This window comes from Bradyrhizobium sp. 23, from assembly GCF_023073295.1.
Classification (GTDB): Bacteria; Pseudomonadota; Alphaproteobacteria; order Rhizobiales; family Xanthobacteraceae; genus Bradyrhizobium; species Bradyrhizobium canariense_D.
Window position 1 is genome coordinate 61164 of record NZ_JADPJF010000088.1, and the last position, 21017, is coordinate 82180.

The 21017-nt window shown below is 64.6% G+C and carries 19 protein-coding genes; 9 read left to right on the top strand and 10 right to left on the bottom strand.

The window, feature by feature from the left end; translation table 11 throughout:
- Positions 1 to 80: 80 nt before the first annotated feature.
- The 4 genes from IVB32_RS21195 (at position 81) to IVB32_RS21210 (ending at position 5429) form a co-directional block, all read left to right on the top strand.
- A complete protein-coding gene (locus IVB32_RS21195; protein ID WP_247369132.1) occupies positions 81 to 3497 on the top strand; it encodes a helicase-related protein in 3417 nt (1138 codons plus the stop codon).
- Positions 3498 to 3519: 22 nt separating this feature from the next.
- Positions 3520 to 3789, top strand: coding sequence for an RNA-binding S4 domain-containing protein (locus tag IVB32_RS21200; RefSeq protein WP_083926310.1), 270 nt, complete (start codon positions 3520 to 3522; stop codon positions 3787 to 3789).
- Between the two features lie 132 nt (positions 3790 to 3921).
- Positions 3922 to 4260 carry a ferredoxin FdxA gene (gene fdxA, locus IVB32_RS21205; protein ID WP_018452948.1) on the top strand — a complete coding sequence of 113 codons (339 nt, stop codon included), beginning with the start codon at positions 3922 to 3924 and terminating at the stop codon, positions 4258 to 4260.
- 344 nt (positions 4261 to 4604) lie between these two features.
- Positions 4605 to 5429: a CarD family transcriptional regulator gene (locus IVB32_RS21210; RefSeq protein ID WP_018452949.1), complete on the top strand. Its 825-nt coding sequence runs from the start codon at positions 4605 to 4607 to the stop codon at positions 5427 to 5429.
- 135 nt (positions 5430 to 5564) lie between these two features.
- On the opposite strand, the gene IVB32_RS21215 is transcribed toward IVB32_RS21210, so the two are convergent.
- A complete protein-coding gene (locus IVB32_RS21215) occupies positions 5565 to 5936 on the bottom strand; it encodes a helix-turn-helix domain-containing protein (protein ID WP_018452950.1) in 372 nt (123 codons plus the stop codon).
- Positions 5937 to 6045: 109 nt separating this feature from the next.
- Here IVB32_RS21215 and IVB32_RS21220 point away from each other — a divergent pair, with 109 nt between their 5' ends.
- Positions 6046 to 6756 (top strand): glutathione S-transferase family protein, encoded by a 711-nt coding sequence (locus tag IVB32_RS21220; protein ID WP_247411372.1) that lies wholly within the window; start codon positions 6046 to 6048, stop codon positions 6754 to 6756.
- Between the two features lie 37 nt (positions 6757 to 6793).
- On the opposite strand, the gene IVB32_RS21225 is transcribed toward IVB32_RS21220, so the two are convergent.
- Genes IVB32_RS21225 through cyoA form a run of 7 tightly spaced genes read right to left on the bottom strand, consistent with a single transcriptional unit; the run spans position 6794 to position 13707 of the window.
- A complete protein-coding gene (locus IVB32_RS21225) occupies positions 6794 to 7327 on the bottom strand; it encodes a response regulator transcription factor (protein ID WP_018452952.1) in 534 nt (177 codons plus the stop codon).
- Complete coding sequence (locus tag IVB32_RS21230; protein WP_018452953.1) at positions 7317 to 8696, bottom strand: ATP-binding protein; 1380 nt, start codon at positions 8694 to 8696, stop codon at positions 7317 to 7319. The genes IVB32_RS21225 and IVB32_RS21230 overlap by 11 nt, the downstream gene beginning before the upstream one ends.
- Positions 8668 to 9528, bottom strand: a complete 861-nt coding sequence (locus IVB32_RS21235) for an SURF1 family protein (RefSeq protein ID WP_018452954.1) — start codon at positions 9526 to 9528, stop codon at positions 8668 to 8670. Before IVB32_RS21235 ends, IVB32_RS21230 begins: the two co-directional genes overlap by 29 nt.
- Positions 9525 to 9911 (bottom strand): cytochrome o ubiquinol oxidase subunit IV, encoded by a 387-nt coding sequence (gene cyoD, locus IVB32_RS21240; protein WP_018452955.1) that lies wholly within the window; start codon positions 9909 to 9911, stop codon positions 9525 to 9527. The genes IVB32_RS21235 and cyoD overlap by 4 nt, the downstream gene beginning before the upstream one ends.
- Positions 9908 to 10537, bottom strand: coding sequence for a cytochrome o ubiquinol oxidase subunit III (gene cyoC, locus IVB32_RS21245; RefSeq protein ID WP_018452956.1), 630 nt, complete (start codon positions 10535 to 10537; stop codon positions 9908 to 9910). The genes cyoD and cyoC overlap by 4 nt, the downstream gene beginning before the upstream one ends.
- Positions 10538 to 12535, bottom strand: a complete 1998-nt coding sequence (cyoB, locus tag IVB32_RS21250; protein WP_247369128.1) for a cytochrome o ubiquinol oxidase subunit I — start codon at positions 12533 to 12535, stop codon at positions 10538 to 10540.
- An 11-nt stretch (positions 12536 to 12546) separates the two neighbouring features.
- On the bottom strand, positions 12547 to 13707 hold the full coding sequence (gene cyoA, locus IVB32_RS21255) for a ubiquinol oxidase subunit II (RefSeq protein WP_026232429.1): 1161 nt from the start codon (positions 13705 to 13707) through the stop codon (positions 12547 to 12549).
- A 181-nt stretch (positions 13708 to 13888) separates the two neighbouring features.
- Between cyoA and IVB32_RS21260 the strand changes: the two genes are divergently transcribed.
- On the top strand, positions 13889 to 15214 hold the full coding sequence (locus tag IVB32_RS21260) for an MFS transporter (protein WP_007604615.1): 1326 nt from the start codon (positions 13889 to 13891) through the stop codon (positions 15212 to 15214).
- Positions 15215 to 15412: 198 nt separating this feature from the next.
- On the opposite strand, the gene IVB32_RS21265 is transcribed toward IVB32_RS21260, so the two are convergent.
- Both IVB32_RS21265 and IVB32_RS21270 read right to left on the bottom strand, forming a co-directional pair.
- Complete coding sequence (locus IVB32_RS21265; protein ID WP_018452960.1) at positions 15413 to 16804, bottom strand: M48 family metalloprotease; 1392 nt, start codon at positions 16802 to 16804, stop codon at positions 15413 to 15415.
- Between the two features lie 134 nt (positions 16805 to 16938).
- Complete coding sequence (locus tag IVB32_RS21270) at positions 16939 to 17778, bottom strand: thermonuclease family protein (protein WP_247411373.1); 840 nt, start codon at positions 17776 to 17778, stop codon at positions 16939 to 16941.
- Positions 17779 to 18032: 254 nt separating this feature from the next.
- Between IVB32_RS21270 and IVB32_RS21275 the strand changes: the two genes are divergently transcribed.
- The 3 genes from IVB32_RS21275 (at position 18033) to IVB32_RS21285 (ending at position 20919) form a co-directional block, all read left to right on the top strand.
- Positions 18033 to 19238 (top strand): ABC transporter substrate-binding protein, encoded by a 1206-nt coding sequence (locus IVB32_RS21275; protein WP_018452962.1) that lies wholly within the window; start codon positions 18033 to 18035, stop codon positions 19236 to 19238.
- A 134-nt stretch (positions 19239 to 19372) separates the two neighbouring features.
- Positions 19373 to 20164 carry an enoyl-CoA hydratase gene (locus IVB32_RS21280; protein WP_085351625.1) on the top strand — a complete coding sequence of 264 codons (792 nt, stop codon included), beginning with the start codon at positions 19373 to 19375 and terminating at the stop codon, positions 20162 to 20164.
- Positions 20165 to 20166: 2 nt separating this feature from the next.
- Positions 20167 to 20919 carry a hypothetical protein gene (locus tag IVB32_RS21285; RefSeq protein ID WP_026232430.1) on the top strand — a complete coding sequence of 251 codons (753 nt, stop codon included), beginning with the start codon at positions 20167 to 20169 and terminating at the stop codon, positions 20917 to 20919.
- Positions 20920 to 21017 lie beyond the last annotated feature (98 nt).

The following is a 21017-nucleotide window of genomic DNA, read 5'->3' on the forward strand; positions in this document are numbered from 1 at the left end:
GTGTGTGAGGCGAGCCCTTCGCGCCACCGCCCCAAAACAGCACTGACATTCGCCCCAATCGCCATTACCTAATCCCCCAGATGCCTTTTTCCTCCTCCCCCTTCGCTTCCGAGCGGCTTCCCGGCGCCGGCGTCACTGCGGTGCTTGGTCCCACCAACACCGGCAAGACCCATCTCGCCATCGAGCGGATGCTCGCGCATCCCTCCGGCATGATCGGGCTGCCGCTGCGCCTGCTCGCGCGCGAGGTCTACAACAAGATCGCAGCAAGGGTCGGCCCCGACGCCGTCGCGCTCGTGACCGGCGAGGAGAAGATCAAGCCGAAAGCGCCGCGCTATTGGGTCTCGACCGTCGAGGCGATGCCGCGGGATCTCGACGTCTCGTTCCTTGCCGTCGACGAGGTGCAGATCGCATCCGATCTGGAACGCGGCCACGTCTTCACCGATCGCATCCTCAATCGCCGCGGCCGCGACGAGACGCTGCTGCTCGGCGCTGCGACCATGCGCCCGATCATCGAGCGGCTGCTGCCGGGCGTCTCCATGATCACGCGGCCGCGCCTGTCGCAGCTGGAATTCGCGGGTGATCGCAAGATCACGCGGCAGCCGCGCCGCACCGCCATCGTCGCCTTCTCGGCCGACGAGGTCTACGCCATCGCCGAGCTGATCCGCCGCCAGCATGGCGGCGCCGCCGTGGTGCTGGGTTCGCTGTCGCCGCGCACCCGCAACGCGCAGGTCGCGATGTTCCAGAACGGCGAGGTCGATTACCTCGTCGCCACCGACGCCGTCGGCATGGGCCTCAATCTCGACGTCGACCACGTCGCCTTTGCCTCCGACCGCAAGTACGACGGCTACCAGTTCCGCCGCCTGACGCCGTCCGAATTCGCTCAGATCGCCGGCCGCGCCGGCCGCGCCACCCGCAACGGCACCTTCGGCACCACCGGCCGCTGCGGCCCGTTCGAGCCCGAGCTCGTCAATGCGCTGCAGAACCACACCTTCGATCCCGTGAAGGTTTTGCAATGGCGCAATTCGAAGCTGGATTTTGCTTCCCTCGGCGCGCTCCAGGTCTCGCTGAACCTGGCCCCCGGCCACGAGGCGCTGACGCGCGCGCCGATTGCCGAGGACATGCGCGTGCTCGACCACGCCGCCCGCGACGCCGAGGTGCGCGATGTCGCGCATGGCAAGGACGCCGTGGAACGGCTGTGGGAGGCCTGCCAGGTCCCGGATTATCGAAAGCTGTCGCCGGCCGCCCATGCCGAGCTGGTGACGACGCTGTACGGCTTCCTGATGCGGAAGGGATGCATCCCCGACGCCTGGTTCAGGACCCAGATCGACCAGGCCGACCGCGTTGACGGCGATATCGACACGCTGTCGGCCCGGATCGCGCAGATTCGCACCTGGACCTTCGTCGCCAATCGCCCCGACTGGCTGAAAGACCCCGAACGCTGGCAGGGGATCGCCCGCGAGGTCGAAAATAAATTATCGGATGCGCTCCATGAACGCTTGACTGAGCGTTTCGTTGATCGCCGGACCAGTGTATTGATGCGCCGCCTGCGGGAGAACACGAGCTTGAATACGGAAATCGGCAAGACCGGCGAAGTCATCGTCGAAGGCCATGTCATCGGCCGCCTCGATGGCTTCACCTTTGCACCGGATGCGGCGGAAGCCGGCTCCGATGCGAAAGCGTTGCAGGCTGCAGCGCAGGCCGTGCTCGCCGGCGAGATCAACGCGCGCGCCGAAAAACTGGGCAACGCACCGGACGAGCAGTTCGTGCTGACCTCGGAAGGCATCATCCGCTGGACCGGCGACGCCGTGGCGCGGCTGTCTGCCGCAGAGGAAGCGCTGCATCCGCGCATCCGCATCATCTCCGACGAACGCCTCACGGGCGCCCCCCGCGACAAGGTGCAGGCGCGGCTTGAGCTCTGGCTCAAGACGCATATCGAAAAGCTGCTCGGGCCGCTGTTCGAGCTCAGCAAGGCCGAGGACGTCACCGGCATCGCCCGCGGCATCGCCTATCAGCTCGTCGAGGCGCTCGGCGTGCTGGAGCGCCCGAAGATCGCCAACGAGCTGAAGGATCTCGACCAGCCCTCGCGCGCGACCTTGCGCAAATACGGCGTCCGCTTCGGCGCCTATCACCTCTATTTCCCCGGCCTGCTCAAGCCGGCCGGGCGTGCGCTGGCCGCGCTGCTCTGGGCGCTGAAGCAGGACAATGTCGATCCCTCCGCGCTGTCGGGCGCGCAGCATCTGGCGAGCTCGGGCCGCACCTCGTTCCCGGTCGACAAGCAGCTGCCGCGCGATGCCTATCGCGTGCTCGGCTACAAGCAGGCCGGCGAGCGCGCCGTGCGCGTCGATATCCTCGAGCGCCTGGCCGATCTGATCCGTCCGGCGCTGGCCTGGCGCGAGAACGCGTCTGGCGAAAAGCCCGCCGGGGCATTCGACGGCCGCAGCTTTGTGGTGACGCAGGCGATGACCTCGCTCACCGGCTCCGCCGGCGAAGACTTTGCCTCCGTGCTGCGTGCGCTCGGCTATCGCATGGACAAGCGCCCGCCGCTGCCGGCGAAGCCCGCCGCGGCTGTTGTCGAGACGCCTATTGCTGAGGCGACTGTTGCTGAAGCCTCCAGCGAAGAGACGCCCGCAACCGAAACGCCGGTCGAGGACGCCGCAACCCCTGCGGATGCCGCGATCGAAGCCGCTGCCGAGCCTGTGACCGTCGAAGACGCGCCCGGGATGGAGCAGCACGACGAGCCCGCGCATGACGAGCCGGCGCTCGAAGCTTCCGTCACGCCGGAAGACGCTCCCGGCATCGCGCCACCTGCGGAAGAGCCTGTTGCCCCCGCTGAAGCTGTCGAAACCGCACCTGCCGAAACCGCGCCTGCAGAGACCGCTGCAACTGAAGCCGCTGCGTCGGCCGATGCGGCAGCGCCGGTGGAAGCCGCGGCCGCGCCCGCCGAGCCCGAGCTCATCGAGGTCTGGCGTCCCGCGGGCCGTCACGATGATCGCAAGCCGCGCCACGAGCGCCATCGCAACCAGCGTCATCACCAGCCGCGTCCACAGGCGGGCGCTGAAGCCGGCGCTGCGCCTGCCGAAGGCGAAGCCCAGCCTGCCGCCGACGGCGAGAAGCGCGGTGAGCGCCATCGCCATGGCGGCGGTCATCGTCGAGATGGTGGCAGGGACTTCCGCAAGCCGCGAGAAGGTAGCGCCGAAGCTGCGCCGCGTCCCGAGGGCCGCGACGACAAGAACCGCCGCTTCGAGGGCAAAAATGGCGGCAACAAGGACCGCGACAACAAGGACCGCAACAAGGGCAAGTTCGGCGGCGATCGCGACAAGGGCCGCGATAACCGTGGCCGCGACCGCGACAAGGGCCGCGACCGCCAGGGCGGACCGTCGCTGCGTCCCTACGCATCGAGCGCCACCCCGCGCGAGCGCGATCGTCCGGTCGATCCGAACTCGCCGTTCGCGAAGCTCGCTGCGCTGAAGGAGCAGCTGTCCGGGCGTAAGGAGTGAGCCCACGACCGAGCGGCAGCGCATCGACAAATGGCTGTGGCACGCGCGGGTGGTGAAGGCGCGCACCTCCGCGGCCGCGCTTGTCGAGTCCGGCCATGTTCGCGTCAACGGTGCACGCGAGAAATCGCCGGGGCATGCGATCAAGATCGGCGACGTGCTCACCATCGCGCTCGATCGCACCGTGCGCGTCTTGAAAGTCATCGCCTTCAACGAGCGCCGCGGCGACGCCGCCTCGGCCCGTGTGCTCTACGAAGAGCTCGGTGAAGGCCCGCCAAGTTCTCAGCGCAATTAATTGCGCTTTGAATTCATTTCTTGGTCGATCAAGCGCATAAAGCCGTCATGATCGGCCGTTCCTGAGCTTGCGGCGCCGGGCCATCCGCGCTACGCAAGCCGCGACTTTTAAAAGAGCTTTTCGGAGCGTTGGATGACTTACGTCGTCACTGAAGCGTGCATCAAGTGCAAGTACACCGACTGCGTCGAGGTCTGCCCGGTCGACTGTTTCTATGAGGGCGAGAACATGCTCGTCATCCATCCTGACGAGTGCATCGACTGCGGCGTGTGCGAGCCGGAATGCCCCGCCGATGCCATCAAGCCGGACACGGAACCGGGCCTGGAAAAGTGGCTCACGGTCAACGCCGACTACGCCAAGAGCTGGCCGAACATCACCCAGAAGAAAGAATCACCCGACGACGCCAAGGATTTCGACGGCATGGAGGGCAAGTTCGACAAGTATTTCTCGCCGAACCCCGGCTCCGGCGACTAATTCGGGTCAAACTTAACCCTATTAGCGGCCTTACCGCCGAAAACTAGGCCTTAACACCCCTAAATCATTGATTTTTGCGGGAAATGTGCTATATTGGGCACATTGAGCCGAACCCTGGTTAGCCCCGTCGGCCCCGTTGGGTTCCCGTGAAACCAAATGTCGAACAGGGGCGTGGCAGTTTCCGCGCGCAGGCTGTGTCACAGAAAACGCGTAAAAAGAGTACTTCAGCGAAGGCTTCCCATAAGGACGCCAAGAAAGTCGCCGCGGCCAGCCGTAGCGCATCCAAGGGTCGGACCGCGACGAAGGCGCCGGCTGCAAAGTCCTCGAAGAACAAAAGAAGCGCAATGCCTAACAAGACTGCCAAGCCGGCCGCGAAAGCGACCGTTGCCAAGCCTGTTGCCGCCAAGCCCGCCGCCAAGCCCGCTGTTGCCAAGGCTCCCGCTGCCAAGCCCGCCGCAAAGGCTCCTGTTGCTGCTGCTCCTGCCAAGGCCCCTGTTGCTGCCGCCAAGCCGGCCGTGAAGCCCGCGGCTGTTGCGCCGAAGGTCGAGGAAAAGAAGGTTGTGACCCAGCGTCAGGGCTTCAAGGCCAACGAATTCGTCGTCTATCCCGCTCACGGCGTCGGCCAGATTCTGGCCATCGAGGAGCAGGAGATCGCCGGCGCGAAGCTCGAGCTGTTCGTCATCAACTTCATCAAGGACAAGATGACGCTGCGCGTGCCGACCGCCAAGGTCGCCAATGTCGGCATGCGCAAGCTCTCCGACCCCGCGCTGGTGAAGCGTGCGCTCGAGACCCTCAAGGGCCGTGCCCGCGTCAAGCGCACCATGTGGTCGCGCCGCGCCCAGGAATACGAAGCGAAGATCAATTCGGGCGACATCGTCGCTATCGCGGAAGTCGTGCGCGACCTCTATCGCTCCGAGTCGCAGCCCGAGCAGTCCTACAGCGAACGCCAGCTCTATGAAGCAGCGCTCGACCGTCTCTCCCGCGAGATCGCGGTGGTGCAGCACTCGACCGAGACCGAAGCGGTCAAGGAGATCGAGGCCCAGCTCGCCAAGAGCCCGCGCCGCACTGGCGCCAAGTCCGAAGCCGCCGAAGGCGAGGCCGATGCGGACGCCGAGGGCGATAGCGACGAGACCGAGGGCGGCGCCACGGTCGCCGACGAGGCCGCGTAAGCGTCTCGCGCGTCGAACGCAACAGATCAAAGCCCGGTCTTACGGCCGGGCTTTTTGTTTTGGAGACGCTGACCGCCCCGGTTCGGGGACGTCAGCGGGCGGAATTGCTTTGAGCCTATGCGGTCCTGAGCAGGATCAAACCCGCGATGCGCTTCCCGAAGCGCCGCGCCCGGTCTCGCGGTCGTCTCCGCGCGCGTCAGTCGCAACCGTCGACCACCAGGCGCCCAACGCATCGATCAACGGCACCAAGGTGTGACCGGCGGCGGTCAGATCGTACTCGACCCTCAACGGGTATCCGTCGAATTCCGTGCGAGTCACGATACCGGCGTCCTCCAGCTTGCGAAGCTCGAGGGCGAGCATCCTGTGCGAGATGGTCGGATTGTCCCGACGCAAGTCGCTGAACCGTTTGGTGCCCTGTTTCAAATAGTAGATCAGAAGCGTAGGCCACCGGCCGCTCAGGATCTGCATCACTTCCTCGATGGGACATCTCGAAACGAGATCTTTCATCGGCGGGCTCCAGGTTACAAAAATGTTCGCAATTTACTTGATGGAGCGAGCGACTAGGGTTCGGGACCGCTGCGCAGCGTGATCATCAGAAATCACGGAGAATAGATCGATGGATCCAATCCTACTTTACGGCTTCCCGATGGGAAGCTCCATGGGACTCGTTGCAGCTCTTGAATGGTTTGGCAGGCCATATCGCCTGTGTCGCGTCGACATGCTGGGCGAGATGCTGAGCCCGTCATACGCCAGGATCAATCCGCGACACGAGACGCCTGCACTTATAACGGACCAGGGCGATGTGCTGACGGAAACCATGGCGATCGCGGCTTGGCTCGAAGCCAGGGATACCGAATGGCGCATCAGCTTTGATCCGTTGTCGCCGCAAGCCGATCGCATGCACCAGCTGATGGCGTTCGTGAATACCGGCTTTACCGGCGCCTTCGCGCCGCTTTGGGTCGCAATGGAAGGCGTGGCGATGGACGACGCCATGCGTTCGGCCTTGCGGGAGTTCGGAAGGAGAAAGGTGATCGAACGTCACGACAAGCTCGAAGGCATGATCGAGCCGGCAAGGTTCCTGCTCGCCGACCGGCCGACCCTCGCGGACGCCTTGCTGGCAGGTGTGGCGCGCTGGCTCGACTTCCACGCTGTCGCGGACAGGAGCCGCTGGCCAAAGCTGGCCGCGCTGCGCCAACAACTCGAGGCCGATCCCGGGGTCATCTACGCCACCGCCGTGGAGAGCGGCAGCAATGATCCGGGAACAGGATCCTGCGCAGGCCACACCGCCCTGGCCGACGTCATCGCGCGATATGGCAAGCAAGCCTAACCAGTGGAGAGGAGGAGCGGCTTCGATCCGCTCCTCCTCACTTCACCGGCCGCTTCTCGAGCTTCCGCGCCAGCGTCCGCCGATGCATCCCGAGCCGCCTTGCGGCTTCCGAGATGTTGAAATCGGTTTCGATCAGGGTCTGGTGGATGCGTTCCCACTCCAGCGTCTTAATCGATGTCGGCCGGGCGTCGAGCGCGACCTCGGCATTGCCTGCGGCCTTGTTGAAGGCGGCCTCGATGTCGTCGGTGTTCGACGGCTTTGCCAGATAGTGGCATGCGCCGAGCTTGATGGCCTCGACGGCGGTGGAGATGCTGGCAAAGCCCGTCAGCACCACGATCAGCATCTCCGGATCGTGCGTGTGCAAGAGCTCCACGCAGGCCAGTCCCGAGGCGCCGCCGAGCTTGAGGTCGACGACGGCATAGCCAAACGATCGCTCCTCCAGGACTTTCCGCACATCCTCGATCGAGGCGGCGAGCACGACCTCGTAGTCGCGGCGCTCGAACGAACGCTTCAGGGTGCGGGCGAAGCCGGCATCGTCCTCGACGACGACGAGCGAACGATCAGGCGTCAAAGCTGCCTCCGATCGCGAGCGTTGCGAGCGGCAGCGTGAGGCGGACCGTAGCGCCGCGCTTCCTGTGGTTCTCGGCGGTCACGCTGCCCCCTAACTTGCGCACCACGTTCACCACCAGGAACAGGCCGAGCCCGCCGCCGGCGCGGCCCTTGCTCGATTGATAGGGCTTTCCGAGCTGTGCCAGCATCTCCGGCGCAAAGCCGGGGCCGCGATCGCTGATCGACAGCACGAGATGATCGCCCTCGCGCCCGGCAACGAGCTCGACCCAGTCGCGCGAGACCTCGTAGGCGTTGTCGAGCACGTTGAAGATCACCTGCTTCAGCGCGACGTCCGAGACGATTGCGACGTCTTCGCCGAAAGTGTTGACGAAATACAACGTGCGCGCCGAGCGCGCGTCGCGCCACTCTTCCACGAGCGCGGTGACGAAAGCCGCCACCGTCGTCGGCGACGATCCCTCGCCGCGGGCTTCGCCCGCCGACACCAGAATGCCTGTCACGATCGACTTGCAGCGTTGCAGCGAGGTCTCCATCTCCTCGAGGTCCTCGGCCAGCTCCTGATCGGCGGCGAGGTCGGGCATGCGGCGCCAGTCGCCGAGGATGACCGAGAGCGAGGCGAGCGGCGTGCCGAGCTCGTGAGCCGCGCCGGAGGCGAGCAGGCCCATGCGCACGATATGATCCTGCTCGGCGGCATGCTGGCGCAGCGCCGCCAGATGCGCGTCGCGCTCGCGCAAATTCCTGTTGATGCGGGTGACGAACACCACCAGCAGCACGGCGTTGAGCACGAAGCCCAGCAGCATGCCGGCAACCGTGAGGGTGTAGGTCTCGCTCAGCGGGTTCGGCGGCAGATCGAGCGGTCGGTAGGCGACGGTCAGCCAGACGAAGCTCGCGCAGGTCAAGGCGACCAGCGACCAGGTCGAGCGGCCATCGAGCAGCACCGCGCCCAGCGTCACCTGGAGCAGGAACAGCGAGGTGAAGGGATTGGTGGCGCCGCCGCTGAGGTAAAGCTGCGCGGTCAGCGCGGCGACGTCCAGCATCAGGGCGACCAGCAACTCATTGTTGGTGATCGCGGCGCGATGGCGCACCCAGACCAGGCTGGAGATGTTGAGAAATATCAGGGCGCCGATTACCGCGCCCATGCGGGTGAGGGGCAGGGGAATGCCGAGCCACACATGCACGCCGCCGATGGTCACGATCTGGCCGACCACTGCGGTCCAGCGCAGCTGGATCAGCAGCGCCATGTTCTTGCGGTTGGTCTCGTCGTCGGTTGGCGCTGTGCCGATCAGCTCGCTGCGCGCGTCCGCCTGCGATTGCAGCGTGACGGCGCTGTGCGTTCTTCCGTTGTCAGGTGGGCTCGCCGATCGTTCCAGCATCTGATCCCGTCCTGCGGGCGACAGCATCGAGGCCGCCGGCCGCTTCGTGGGCGAAGCCGCTCCAGGGCTCCTTGCGGCGGAACAGCCCGCCGCCGAATGTGACGAAAAGTCTGCCGGCCAGCATGAACGCCAGAGCAAACCACGTCAGCGCGTAGATCAGGTGGTTATTGGGAAAGCTGATCACGGTCAATCCGCCGATTGGGCCGCTGCCGGATTGTGATCGAGCGTCGGCATCGATGAAAAAGGGCGCGACGTGGTCGAGGCCGCGTGCCGTCGCAATCGCTGCGACATCCCGCGAGTACCAGCGATTGTGCTCCGGCACGTTGTTTCTGAGGAATCCGCCTTTTGGCTCCGTCACGCGCAACAGGCCGGTGATCTCGACCTGGCCTTGCGGGTTGCCGTCCCAGCGCGTCGACGCATCGCGCCGGTCGGACGGCACGAAGCCGCGGTTGACCAGGACCAGCGTGCCGTCGTCGCGCCTGAGCGGTGTCAGCACCCAATAGCCCGGGCCTTCTTCGGTGACGGCCTGAGCCAGGGTCTCGCGGTCATGCAGGAACCGGCCGGAGACGCTGACGTGTCTGTATTCGTCGTTTGCGGCGGAGACGGTCGGCCATGCCGCCGGGGAGGGGATCGGCTGGGCCGGGGCATGAACGCGCTGCTCGACGCGATCGATCAGCGCCAGCTTCCAGGCGCGGCGCTCGATCTGCCAGACGCCGAGCGCGATCAGAAGTGCAATGGCCGTGAGCGAGAGGATCGTGAGCCACAAGGGCGGGCGCGCTGCGTTGCTGCGCGTCCCGTTTGCCTCGCTCGTCACGGTCCGGGTCTCGTTCATTTCATCCCGGTCATCTGGTGGATCGGCATCATGTTGCTGTTGAGGTGGTTCATCACCCACAGCGAACCCGACAGGGCGATCACCACCATGACGATGGTGAAGATCAGCGCCATCATGCTCCAGCCGTTCTCTGACGTCGTGTTCATGTGCAGGAAGTAGATCATGTGCACGACGATCTGCACGACCGCGAAGGCCATGATCACCAGCGCGGTGATCTGCTTGCTCGGAAGCGCGCCGCTCATCACCAGCCAGAACGGGATCGCGGTGAGCACGACCGAGAGCACGAAGCCGAGCATATAGGTCGAGAACGAGCCGTGGGCATTGGCGTGGCTGTCGCCGTGATGATGATCGTCCGCGTGGGCGGCGTGAGTATCGGTGTTCATCGCAGAACTCCCAGGAGATAGACGAAGGTGAAGACGCCGATCCAGACCACGTCCAGGAAGTGCCAGAACATCGACAGGCACATCAGGCGGCGGCGATTGGCGTCGATCAGGCCGAACTTCCAGACCTGCACCATCAGGGTCACCAGCCAGATCAGGCCACAGCTGACGTGCAGGCCATGGGTGCCGACCAGGGTGAAGAAGGCGGACAGGAAAGCACTACGCTGCGGCGTCGCGCCCTCATGGATCATGTGGGCGAACTCGGACAGCTCGATGCCGATGAATGCGGCTCCGAACAGGCCGGTGATCGCCAGCCAGATCTGGGTCTGCGCGATCTTGTTCTGCTGCATCGTCAGCATGGCAAAACCATACGTGATCGACGACAGCAGTAGCATCGAGGTGTTGACCGCGACCAGCGGCAGCTCGAACAGATCCTTCGGCGCCGGGCCGGCGGCGTATTTGCCGCCGAGCACGCCGAAAGTGGCGAACAGGATCGCGAAGATGAGACAGTCGCTCATCAGATAGATCCAGAAGCCGAGCGAGGTGCTGTAGCCTTCCGGATGCGGGTGTTCGTCGGCGAGGTAGAAGACCGGCTCGCCGGTTTGCGTGGGATTGACAGCGACAGTCATTTACTTGGCTCCGGCGAGCAGCTTGGTGCGCGCGTCTTCGGCCCGGATGACGTCCTCGGCCGGAATATCGAAATCGCGGTGATAGTTGAAGGTGTGACCGATGCCGACGGCGAGCATCGCGATGAAGCTCGCGGCCGCCAGCCACCAGATGTACCAGATCAGGCCGAATCCCATCGCGGTGGCGAAGCCGGCGAGGATGATGCCGGTGCCGGTGCTGCTCGGCATGTGGATCGGCTTGAACCCGGTGAGCGGGCGCTGATAACCGCGCTTCTTCATGTCCCACCACGCGTCGTTGTCGTGAGCGACGGGGGTGAAGGCGAAGTTGTAGGCCGGCGGCGGCGAGGAGGTCGCCCATTCCAGCGTGCGCGCGTCCCAGGGATCGCCGGTGACGTCCTTGAGCTGCTCGCGCCTGAGGAAGCTGACGGCGAACTGCATCAGCATCGAGAGGATGCCAAGGAAGACCAGGAAGGCGCCAATGCCGGCGACGATGAACCAGATCTGCAGGCTCGGGTCGTCGAACACACGGAGCCGGCGGGTCACGCCCATCAGTCCGAGCACATAGAGCGGCATGAAAGCGAGGTAGAAGCCCGTGACCCAGAACCAGAACGACAGCTTGCCCCAGAACGGGTCGAGCTTGAAGCCGAACGCCTTCGGGAACCAGTAGCCGATACCGGCGAACGCGCCGAACACGACGCCGCCGATGATTACGTTGTGGAAGTGCGCGATCAGGAACAGGCTGTTGTGCAGGACGAAGTCGGCCGGCGGCACCGCGAGCAGCACGCCGGTCATGCCGCCGAGCACGAAGGTCAGCATGAACGCGATCGTCCACATCATCGGCAGCTCGAAGCGGATGCGGCCGCGATACATCGTGAATAGCCAGTTGAACATCTTCGCGCCCGTCGGGATCGAGATGATCATCGTGGTGATGCCGAAGAAGGAGTTGACGCTGGCGCCCGACCCCATCGTGAAGAAGTGGTGCAGCCAGACCAGGTACGACAGGATGGTGATGACCACCGCGGCGTAGACCATCGAGGTGTAGCCGAACAGCCGCTTGCCCGAGAAGGTCGAGGTCACTTCCGAGAAGATGCCGAAGGCGGGGAGAACCAGGATGTAGACCTCGGGATGACCCCAGATCCAGATCAGGTTCACGTACATCATCGGGCTGCCGCCGAAATCGTTCGTGAAGAAGTTGGTGCCGACGTAGCGATCGAGCGAGAGCAGCGCGAGCACGACGGTCAGAACCGGGAAGGAAGCGACGATCAGCACGTTGGTGCAGAGCGCGGTCCAGGTGAACACCGGCATCCGCATCATGGTCATGCCGGGGCACCGCAGCTTGACGATGGTGCAGATCAGGTTGATGCCGGACAGTGTCGTTCCGACGCCCGCGACCTGTAGCCCCCATATGTAATAGTCGACGCCGACATCCGGACTGTAGCCGATGTTCGACAGCGGCGGATAAGCGAGCCAGCCGGTGCGGGCGAATTCGCCGATGAACAGCGAGGCCATCACCAGCACCGCGCCGCCGACCGTCATCCAGAAGCTGAAATTGTTCAGGAACGGGAACGACACGTCGCGCGCGCCGATCTGGAGCGGCACGACGAAGTTCATCAGGCCGGTGACCAGCGGCATCGCCACGAAGAAGATCATGATCACGCCGTGGGCGGTGAAGACCTGGTCGTAGTGATGGGCGTTGAGATAGCCCTCCGAGCCGCCGAAGGCGAGCGCCTGCTGCAACCGCATCATCAGCGCGTCGGCGAAGCCGCGCAGCAGCATCACGATGCCGAGGATCATGTACATGATGCCGATGCGCTTGTGGTCGACGCTGGTGAACCACTCGCTCCAGAGATAACCCCAGACGCGGAAATAGGTCAGGCCGGCGAGCATGATGAGGCCGCCGGTCGCCACCACGGCAAACGTGCCGACGACGATCGGCTCGTGCAGCGGCAGCGATTCGAAGGTGAGCCGGCCGAAGATGAGCTTGAGAAGATCAGGAGACATGCGGGATCTCTTTACGAATCTGACTTCGGACGTTGTCCGAGGAAGAAGGACGAGGACTTCAGCGGCGTGAAACTCGGCCGCTTCAGGCCGGCGCCGAGCAGCGGCGCGGTGTCGACAGGTGCCGTGATGGAAGCGGTGGTCCTGCCCTGCGGCGCATCGGGCGTGCAGGTGCCGGCGACGAAAGTCGGCTCCGGCCCAAGCGCGGTGCCGCGGCGGGCGTACTTGTCGTAGGCCAGCGGCAGGGTGTTGTTCAGGCCCTCATGGCCGAGGCCGCCCTTGGCGTCGATCGCCATCATCTCGCTCTGGCACATCTTGCCGGTCTCGACGCACATGTTGAGGATCAGGCGGTAGAGATCGGAATCCACGGTACCGTAGCGCCGCACCGGCTCGTTCTGGCTGGGCTTTTCGAGCTGGAGATATTCGGCGCGGCCGAGCGAGCCGCCGCCGGACTTGGCGCTGGCGATCCAGGCGTCAAAGCCCTTGTCGTCGAGACCCTGGAAGTTGAAGTGCATGCCGGAGAAGCCGGCCCCGCTGTAGTTCGCCGAAAAGCCCCGATAGCTGCCGGCGTGGTTCACGACGGCGTGGAGCTTGGTCTCCATGCCCGGCATTGCGTAGATCTGGCCGGCCAGCGCGGGGATGTAGAACGAGTTCATCACCGAGGACGCGGTGATGCGGAAGTTGATCGGACGATCGACGGGAGCTGCCAGATCGTTGACGGTGGCGATGCCGTAATCCGGATAGATAAAGAGCCACTTCCAGTCGAGCGCGACGACGTCGACCTCGAGCGGGGCCTTGGACTGGTCGACTGCGCGGTCGGCATGGATGCGGCCGAGCGTGCGATAGGGGTCGAGCAGGTGCGTGCCCATCCAGGTCAGCGCGCCAAGGCAAACAATGATCAGAAGCGGCGCCGACCAGATCACCAGCTCGAGGCTGGTCGAGTGGTCCCATTCCGGCTCGTAGCGGGCGTCGGTGTTGGACTGCCGGTAGCGCCAGGCGAACAGCACCGTCAGGGCCATCACGGGGACGACAATCAGGAGCATCAGGACGGTGGAGATGATGACAAGGTCGCGCTGCTGCGCCGCGATATCGCCGGCCGGCGCCAGCACGACGTAGTTGCAGCCACTTAGCATAACCGCCAAGGGTAGCATCGCCAGGATCTTGAAACGGGACACGGGCCGAGCCTTATGAGAATGAGTTTCTTTTGCGGGGCCAAGGGGTAGCTGCGGCGCAGCAATCCCAACATTGGACAATTTGTCCAATGTTGCAGTGCGGGATGTTGCGCCAGACAGGATTCGATTGCCTGGCGCCTCGCCGGGCAGTCGGCTTTGGTTTCAGAACGTTAAGGGCGCGCGAATGGCGATGGCACAGACCCCCGCAATGGCAGACCACTCGGGCGAGCACGGCCACGACCAGGCCAGTCCCGGCGAGATCGCCATCGGCGTCATCATCGGCCGCACCTCGGAATTCTTCGACTTCTTCGTTTTCGCGATCGCCTCGGTGATCGTGTTCCCGCGCCTGGTCTTCCCGTTCACGAGCGAACTGACCGGCACCCTCTATTCCTTCATGATCTTCGCGCTGGCCTTCATGGCGCGGCCGATCGGCACCGTCATTTTCATGACGGTCGACCGCGAGTACGGCAAGACGGCCAAGCTGATCTCGGCGCTGTTCCTGCTCGGCACCGCCACCGTCGCGATCGCGTTCCTGCCCGGCTATCACGAGATCGGCGCTGCCGCGATCTGGCTGCTGGCGCTGGCGCGCATCGCACAGGGTCTGGCCTGGGGCGGCGCCTGGGACGGCATGGCCTCGCTGCTGGCGCTGAACGCGCCGCCTTCCAAGCGCGGCTGGTACGCGATGGTGCCGCAGCTTGGTGCGCCGCTTGGTCTGATCGTGGCGAGCGGGCTGTTCGCCTATTTCGCCGGGAATCTGTCGGCCGACGATTTCTTCGATTGGGGCTGGCGCTATCCGTTCTTCGTCGCCTTCGCCATCAACGTCGTGGCGCTGTTCGCGCGCCTGCGCATGGTGACGACGGAAGAATATGCCTCGCTGTTCGAGACCCGCGAATTGCAACCCTCGCGCATCTCCGAGACCGTGGCGCGCGAAGGCCAGAACATCATGCTCGGTGCGTTTGCGCCGCTGGCGAGCTTCGCGCTGTTCCACATGGTCACGGTGTTTCCGCTGTCCTGGGTGTTCCTGTTCACCCGCGAAAGCCCGGTGCGCTTCCTGATCATCGAGATCGTCGCCGCCGTGTTCGGCGTCGGCGCGATCGTGCTCTCCGGCGTCATCGCCGATCGCGTCGGCCGCAAGTCGCTGCTGATGGGATCGGCGATCGCGATCGCGATCTACAGCGGCTTTGCCCCGCAGCTGCTCGATGCCGGCGCGTTCGGCGAGACCATCTACATGGTGATCGGCTTCATCCTGCTCGGCCTCTCGTTCGGCCAGTCCTCGGGTGCGATCGCCTCGAACTTCAAGCAGGCGTATCGCTACACGGCCTCGGCGCTGACCTCCGACATGGCCTGGCTGTTCGGCGCAGGCTTTGCACCGCTGGTCGCTCTGTTGCTGGCGACCAATCTCGGCGTCATCGCCTCGGGTGCGTACCTGCTGTCAGGCGCGTTCTGGACCTTGCTCGCGCTCTGGCTCAGCGGCCAGCGCGAGGCCGGCGATATGGACGCGGGCGGTTAGGGCGTGAGCTGCAGCTACAAGCGAATGTCGTCCCGGCCTAGTGCGCAATTGCGCACGGGGGCCGGGACCCATACCGCGTGATCTATCGAACGCGGGTGTTCTTAATCCCGAACGACCAGCGCCCGCCAAATTGCTCCCTGGGGTTATGGGTCCCGGCCGACGCCGGGACGACAGCGGAGTTTGCGGAACCACCGCGCGTCAATCCGCCACGACCTTCACACGATCGCGCACCTTCACCTGCGCGTTGCGATCGAGCCCGTTGAGCACGCGAAAACGCTCGGCCGGGTGGTCGACGCCGGCCATGCGGTGGGAGAGCGATTCCACGGTGTCGCCAGGCTGTACGGTGATGACCTTGATGCGCAGCGGGCGCGCGGCCTGGATCTCGTCGAGCGTCAGGCGGCGGAATGAACCGACGGTCTCGCGCGCATTGCGCTCGCTCTCGGTCGACTTCTGCCGTGCCGCGAAGATGAAGCGGTAGACGTCGCTGCCGAAGCGCAGCGCATAGACCTTGAACTGCCACTGGTCGCCCTTGGCGGTGGCGGACGCAGCCGGAAAACCGTTGATGGTGATGTCCTCGGTGGAGGCCTTCTCGACGCCCTCCATCCAGCCGGAATTCAGGTAATCGCCCAGCGACTGTTCGGCCGGCACCCGCACGACGTCGAAGCGCATCGCCTGCGAGCCGCCGTCGCGCACGCCGATCACGGCCTGCGCGGTGTTGTCGAGCGTAAAATTGTCCGGCGCCTGGAAGGTGAAACCGAGCTTCGGATGCAGGAAGCGCCGGCCACGGACAAAACCTTCGCTGGGGTCTTCGCCGTAGACGAGATTGTCGATCGCGGCGAGATAGGTCTCGCGGTCGCGTTCGCCGCCCTCTGGCGCTGCGTATTGCCGCGCGATGGTCTGCGCGTTCTGCACGCGCTCGGGCGTTGCCGGATGCGACGAGGTGAAATCCTGCGCCCGCGGATCGAGCGAGGTCTTGCCGACCTTCAGCTCGGCATTGCGCTCCATCGCCGAGAGAAAGCGTGCAGCACCATAAGGATCGAAATGGGCCTTGGCGGAGATGCCGACGCCGACGCCGTCGGCCTCGAACTCCTGATTGCGCGAAAAGCTCGCCATGGTCAGCTTGGTCTTGGCGAGCGCCAGCGCGGTGAGATCGGGATCGTTGCTCATGTCGGTGACGACGCGGGTGACGATCGCGGCCTGGCGGGCCTGGTCCTCGCGCATCGCGGCGTGCTTGGACAGCACATGCGCCATCTCGTGGCTGAGCACGGAGGACAATTCCGACGTATCGCTCGCCAGCGCAAGAAGACCGCGCGTGACATAGAGCTGGCCGTTCGGCAGCGCGAAGGCGTTCACCGCGCCGGAATTGAGGATCGTGACCCTGTAACCCTGATCGGGGCGGTCGGACGCTGCGACCAGGCGGTCGACGGTCTTGGTGACGAGCGATTCGAGCCTGGGGTCGTCATATGTGCCGCCGTAGCTCGCCAGGATGCGCTCGTGCTCCTTTTCGGTGGCGGGGGTCTGCGCGACGGCCGGCTTCGGCTTGGGCATTGCGACGGTCGGGGGCGCCGCCGCGGTCTGGAACCGGCCCATATCGCCGCAACCGGCGAGGGCTGAACCCAGCACGAGGCATAGCGCAGCCGGCGCTGCCCGCAGGCGGCGGCGTTCACCTCGTCCGTGCCGTCCTAGCACCCCATTCACGTCGCTTAACCCGTGCCTGGCCCTTTTTAGGGCCTTACCCCTGTCGGCTCGTTTGCGCCCAGCAACTCGATTTGTCCCACGAGGCGTACATCGATACGCGGCCCCGTATTCCCCTCAGCCCAGCCCCTGACACGAATACGCTTATTTTCCAGAGACTTAAGGGCGATCCCGGCGCTTTCGAACGCGGGTATCATGCGCTTTGAAATAGTCACGGCGAAGCCGCGTGTCCAGTTTCGTCCGAAGTTGAGGTAGGTCATTGCCCCAGCTTGCCGGACCGACAGGACTTTGCCCTCGACCACCACAAAACGCCCGCTCCCCGCCAAAATATCGTCCGGACTTTCCGCGTTTTTTATGGCCGACAGGTCAGCCCAGCTGCCCTTTTTTTGGCGCCTTGCCTCGGCCTCCGCCGCCATCAGGGCGGCCGCGCAGTCCTTATCGGCGATCTCGGCGGAGACGATGGCGTCGCCCTCGGCGAGGAGCGTCGCCTGCACGGAGATGTCGCTCTCGCCGACAAAGACCAGCGCGCCCTGGCGGCCATAGCGGTCGGGCGTGTCGTCGGCGCTGCGCAAAATAACGTCGCGACCGACGAGCAGCGTCGTCAGCGCCTGCTTCGTGGTTGCGGTCGGCTCGATGCCGGTCAAGCGGATTTCCCGGCCGTCATCGAGACGCAGACTGCGCGCATCGATCGCGGTGACGCGGCCTTCGCCCTGGGACTCGAACTGGCACGGCGTGGCGGACGCACCGCGAGCCGCGACCAGAAGACATGCGACGATGAGATGAAGCAGTCGCGTCACGTTGCCCGGAAAGGTTGCGTTGCGCTCCAACCATAACTCAAGCGCGGTGGGGCGCGAAGACTGTTTGTTCATACTCCGTCATTGCGAGCGCAGGGAAGCAATCCAGAGTCCCTCCGAGGAAAGATCCTGGATTGCTTCGCTGCGCTCGCAATGACGGCGGAGGCACTCTTCCGCATCTCGTCATTCCGCTTTGCGGAAAGCGCGTGTTGATCGTTCATCTGCATCGTCCCGTGCGCTTGCTGCGCTGTCGCGCATGCGGCATGATTGCGGTAACAGCAATAACCAAGCCGCCATCAGAGTACGGCGCGATAAGGGAGGTCTTTTCGATGAAGCATGTTTTGTCGGGCATTTTTGCCGCTGCGTTGGCGCTGAGCGCGAGCGCCGTGCAGGCCCAGGACAAGCCGCCACTGAAGATCGGCGGCATCCTCGACATGTCGAGCCTTTATGCCGACATCACCGGCCCCGGCAGCGAGACCGCGGCCAAGATGGCCGTGGAGGACTTTGGCGGTGAGGTGCTCGGCCGCAAGATCCAGGTGCTGGCTGCCGACCATCAGAACAAGGCCGATCTCTCCGCCAATATCGCCCGCGACATGCTCGACAATCAGGGCGTCGAAATGATCTATGACGTCGCGGCCTCCGCGACCGCGCTCGCCGCCGGCGAGATCGCGAAAGCGCGCAACAAGATCATCATGTTCAACGGCCCGGGCTCGATCCGCCTCACCAACGAGGCCTGCGGTCCCTATACCATTCACTACGTGTTCGACACCTACGGTCAGGCCAATGTGACCGGCCTTGCGGCCGTGAAGTCGGGCCTCGACACTTGGTACTTCCTCACCGCCGACTACGCCTTCGGCCAGGATCTGGAAAAGGACACCAGCGCCGTCGTGACCAAGACCGGCGGCAAGGTGCTCGGCAGCGTGCGCCATCCGCTCAACACGTCGGATTTCTCGTCGTTCCTGCTCCAGGCCCAAGCCTCGAAAGCCAAGGTGATCGGGCTTGCGAATGCCGGCGGCGACACCGTCAACGCCATCAAGCAGGCGGCCGAGTTCGGCATCACCAAGGGCGGCCAGAAGGTCTCGCCGCTGCTCGCCTTCGTGACCGATATCGACTCCATCGGACTCGAGACCGCGCAGGGCCTGTTGCTGGCGGAAGCCTTCTACTGGGATCTCAACGATGACACCCGCGCGTTCTCGAAGCGCTTCCAGGAGCGTATGAAGCGGCCGCCGACCTCGGCGCAAGCTGGTGTCTATTCGTCCGTGACTCACTATCTGAAAGCGGTGAAGGCAGCCGGCACGACCGACGCTGCGACGGTGATGAAAGTGATGAAGGAGACGCCGATCAACGACTTCTTCGCCAAGAACGGCAAGATCCGCGAGGACGGCCGCATGCTGCACGACATGTACCTGTTCGAGGTCAAGAAGCCGTCGGAATCCAAGGGCCGCTGGGACGACTACAAGCTGCTCGCCACCGTGCCCGGCAGCGAGGCGTTCCAGTCGCTGGAGCAGTCGCGCTGCCCGTTGGTGAAGAAATAAACACCGTCATTGCGAGGAACGAAGCGACGAAGCAATCCAGACTGTCTCCGCGGAAACATCTCTGGATTGCTTCGCTTCGCTCGCAATGACGAGCGTCGATAGACCGAAGCAAACAACAACAAGGGAGACGTCCCATGAGCAACGACATGGTCCTCCAGAAGCTCGAAGGCGGGCTGCTCACCATCACCATGAACCGGCCCGAGCGCAAGAACGCGCTCAACCCGGACATGGTGGCCGGGCTGGTCGTGGCGGCACGGCGCGCGGCGGATGATCCGGAGGTGCGCGCGGTCTTGTTCAAGGGCGCGGGCGGCTCCTTCTGCGTCGGCGGCGACGTCAAGTCGATGGCGGAGGGCCGGGCGCCGCTGCCGTTCGAAGTGAAAATGGCGAACCTGCGCCGCGGCATGGAAGTGTCGCGTATCCTGCACCAGATGCCAAAGCCCGTGGTGGCACAGCTCGATGGAGCTGCCGCCGGCGCGGGTCTGTCGATGGCGCTGTCGTGTGACCTCCGCGTCGCTTCCGAATCCTGCAAGATCACCACCGCCTTCGCAAAAGTCGGCTTCTCCGGCGATTACGGCGGCACCTATTTCCTCACCCAGCTGCTCGGCAGTGCGCGGGCGCGCGAGCTCTATCTGACCTCGCCGGTGCTGACCGCGAAGGAAGCACATGCGATCGGCATGGTGACCAAGGTTGTTCCCGACGCCGAGATCGATACGGCCGCGCACGAGCTCGCACTGTCGCTGGCGCAGGGCCCGTCGATCGCGCTTGGCTTCATCAAGCGCAACATCAACAATGCCGAGCATCTCGCGCTGGAGGATTGCTTCGACGGCGAGGCGATCCATCACACCCGCTGCAGCGATACCGAGGATCACAAGGAGGCCGCAAAGGCGTTCGTCGAGAAGCGCAAGCCGACCTTCAAGGGCGCATGACGATGGCGCCCTATATGCGGTTGCGGCAGATCTGCCTGGTCGCGCCGCAGCTCGCGCCCGTGATCGCGGATATCGCTGACATCATGGGCCTCGCTGTCTGCTACCGCGACGGCAACGTCGCGAAATACGGCCTGGAGAACGCGCTGCTGCCGGTCGACACGATCCTGCTGGAGGTGGTCGCGCCGTTCAAGGAGGGCACCACGGCCGGCCGCTTCATCGAGAAGAGCGGCGGCCGCGGCGGCTACATGGCGATCTTCTGCTGCAACGATCCCGACGAGCGCGGCCGTAACGCCAACGCTCTGGGCGTGCGCACCGCCAACGTGATCGACCACGCGCCCTATCACGGCGTGCAGCTCCATCCCCGCGACTGTCGCGCCGCCTTCATCGAGTTCAACCACACCGAAGGCAGCGACGACATTTTGGGGCCTTATCCGCCAGCGGGGCCAGACTGGCATAAATTCATCCGCAAGGACGTGACGCAGGCGTTGACGAGCGTGGAAATACAGAGCCCGGACCCGCAAGGGCTGGCCGAGCATTGGGGCAAGCTCATCGGCGTGGCGCCGAGTGGCGATGTCGAACTGAAGCTGACCAACGCGACCTTCCGGTTCGTGAAGGGCGCCAGCGAAATCATGAGCGCGCTGGAGTTTCAGGTGACAGATGTGGCCCAGGTGCTGCATGCCGCCAAGGCCAAGGGGCTCGCGGTGGCGGGCAATGAGTTTCTGCTGAGCGGCGTGACATTTCGGCTCGCTGCTTGACCACTTGCGCTAGTTCTCGTTGTGTCGTCATGGCCAGGCCTGTCCCGCCTGCGCGGCCGAAGCGGCTTCGGCCGCGCAGGCGAGACAGGCCCGGCCAT

Excerpts from the sequence above, each read along its gene's own strand:
- IVB32_RS21195 (WP_247369132.1), top strand. The coding sequence starts at position 81 with ATGCCTTTTTCCTCCTCCCCCTTCGCTTCCGAGCGGCTTCCCGGCGCC.
- fdxA (WP_018452948.1), top strand. The coding sequence starts at position 3,922 with ATGACTTACGTCGTCACTGAAGCGTGCATCAAGTGCAAGTACACCGAC.
- IVB32_RS21210 (WP_018452949.1), top strand. The coding sequence starts at position 4,605 with ATGCCTAACAAGACTGCCAAGCCGGCCGCGAAAGCGACCGTTGCCAAG.
- IVB32_RS21215 (WP_018452950.1), bottom strand. The coding sequence starts at position 5,936 with ATGAAAGATCTCGTTTCGAGATGTCCCATCGAGGAAGTGATGCAGATC.
- IVB32_RS21220 (WP_247411372.1), top strand. The coding sequence starts at position 6,046 with ATGGATCCAATCCTACTTTACGGCTTCCCGATGGGAAGCTCCATGGGA.
- IVB32_RS21230 (WP_018452953.1), bottom strand. The coding sequence starts at position 8,696 with ATGCTGGAACGATCGGCGAGCCCACCTGACAACGGAAGAACGCACAGC.
- IVB32_RS21235 (WP_018452954.1), bottom strand. The coding sequence starts at position 9,528 with ATGAACGAGACCCGGACCGTGACGAGCGAGGCAAACGGGACGCGCAGC.
- cyoD (WP_018452955.1), bottom strand. The coding sequence starts at position 9,911 with ATGAACACCGATACTCACGCCGCCCACGCGGACGATCATCATCACGGC.
- cyoC (WP_018452956.1), bottom strand. The coding sequence starts at position 10,537 with ATGACTGTCGCTGTCAATCCCACGCAAACCGGCGAGCCGGTCTTCTAC.
- cyoB (WP_247369128.1), bottom strand. The coding sequence starts at position 12,535 with ATGTCTCCTGATCTTCTCAAGCTCATCTTCGGCCGGCTCACCTTCGAA.
- IVB32_RS21260 (WP_007604615.1), top strand. The coding sequence starts at position 13,889 with ATGGCGATGGCACAGACCCCCGCAATGGCAGACCACTCGGGCGAGCAC.
- IVB32_RS21265 (WP_018452960.1), bottom strand. The coding sequence starts at position 16,804 with ATGGGCCGGTTCCAGACCGCGGCGGCGCCCCCGACCGTCGCAATGCCC.
- IVB32_RS21270 (WP_247411373.1), bottom strand. The coding sequence starts at position 17,778 with ATGAACAAACAGTCTTCGCGCCCCACCGCGCTTGAGTTATGGTTGGAG.
- IVB32_RS21275 (WP_018452962.1), top strand. The coding sequence starts at position 18,033 with ATGAAGCATGTTTTGTCGGGCATTTTTGCCGCTGCGTTGGCGCTGAGC.
- IVB32_RS21280 (WP_085351625.1), top strand. The coding sequence starts at position 19,373 with ATGAGCAACGACATGGTCCTCCAGAAGCTCGAAGGCGGGCTGCTCACC.
- IVB32_RS21285 (WP_026232430.1), top strand. The coding sequence starts at position 20,167 with ATGGCGCCCTATATGCGGTTGCGGCAGATCTGCCTGGTCGCGCCGCAG.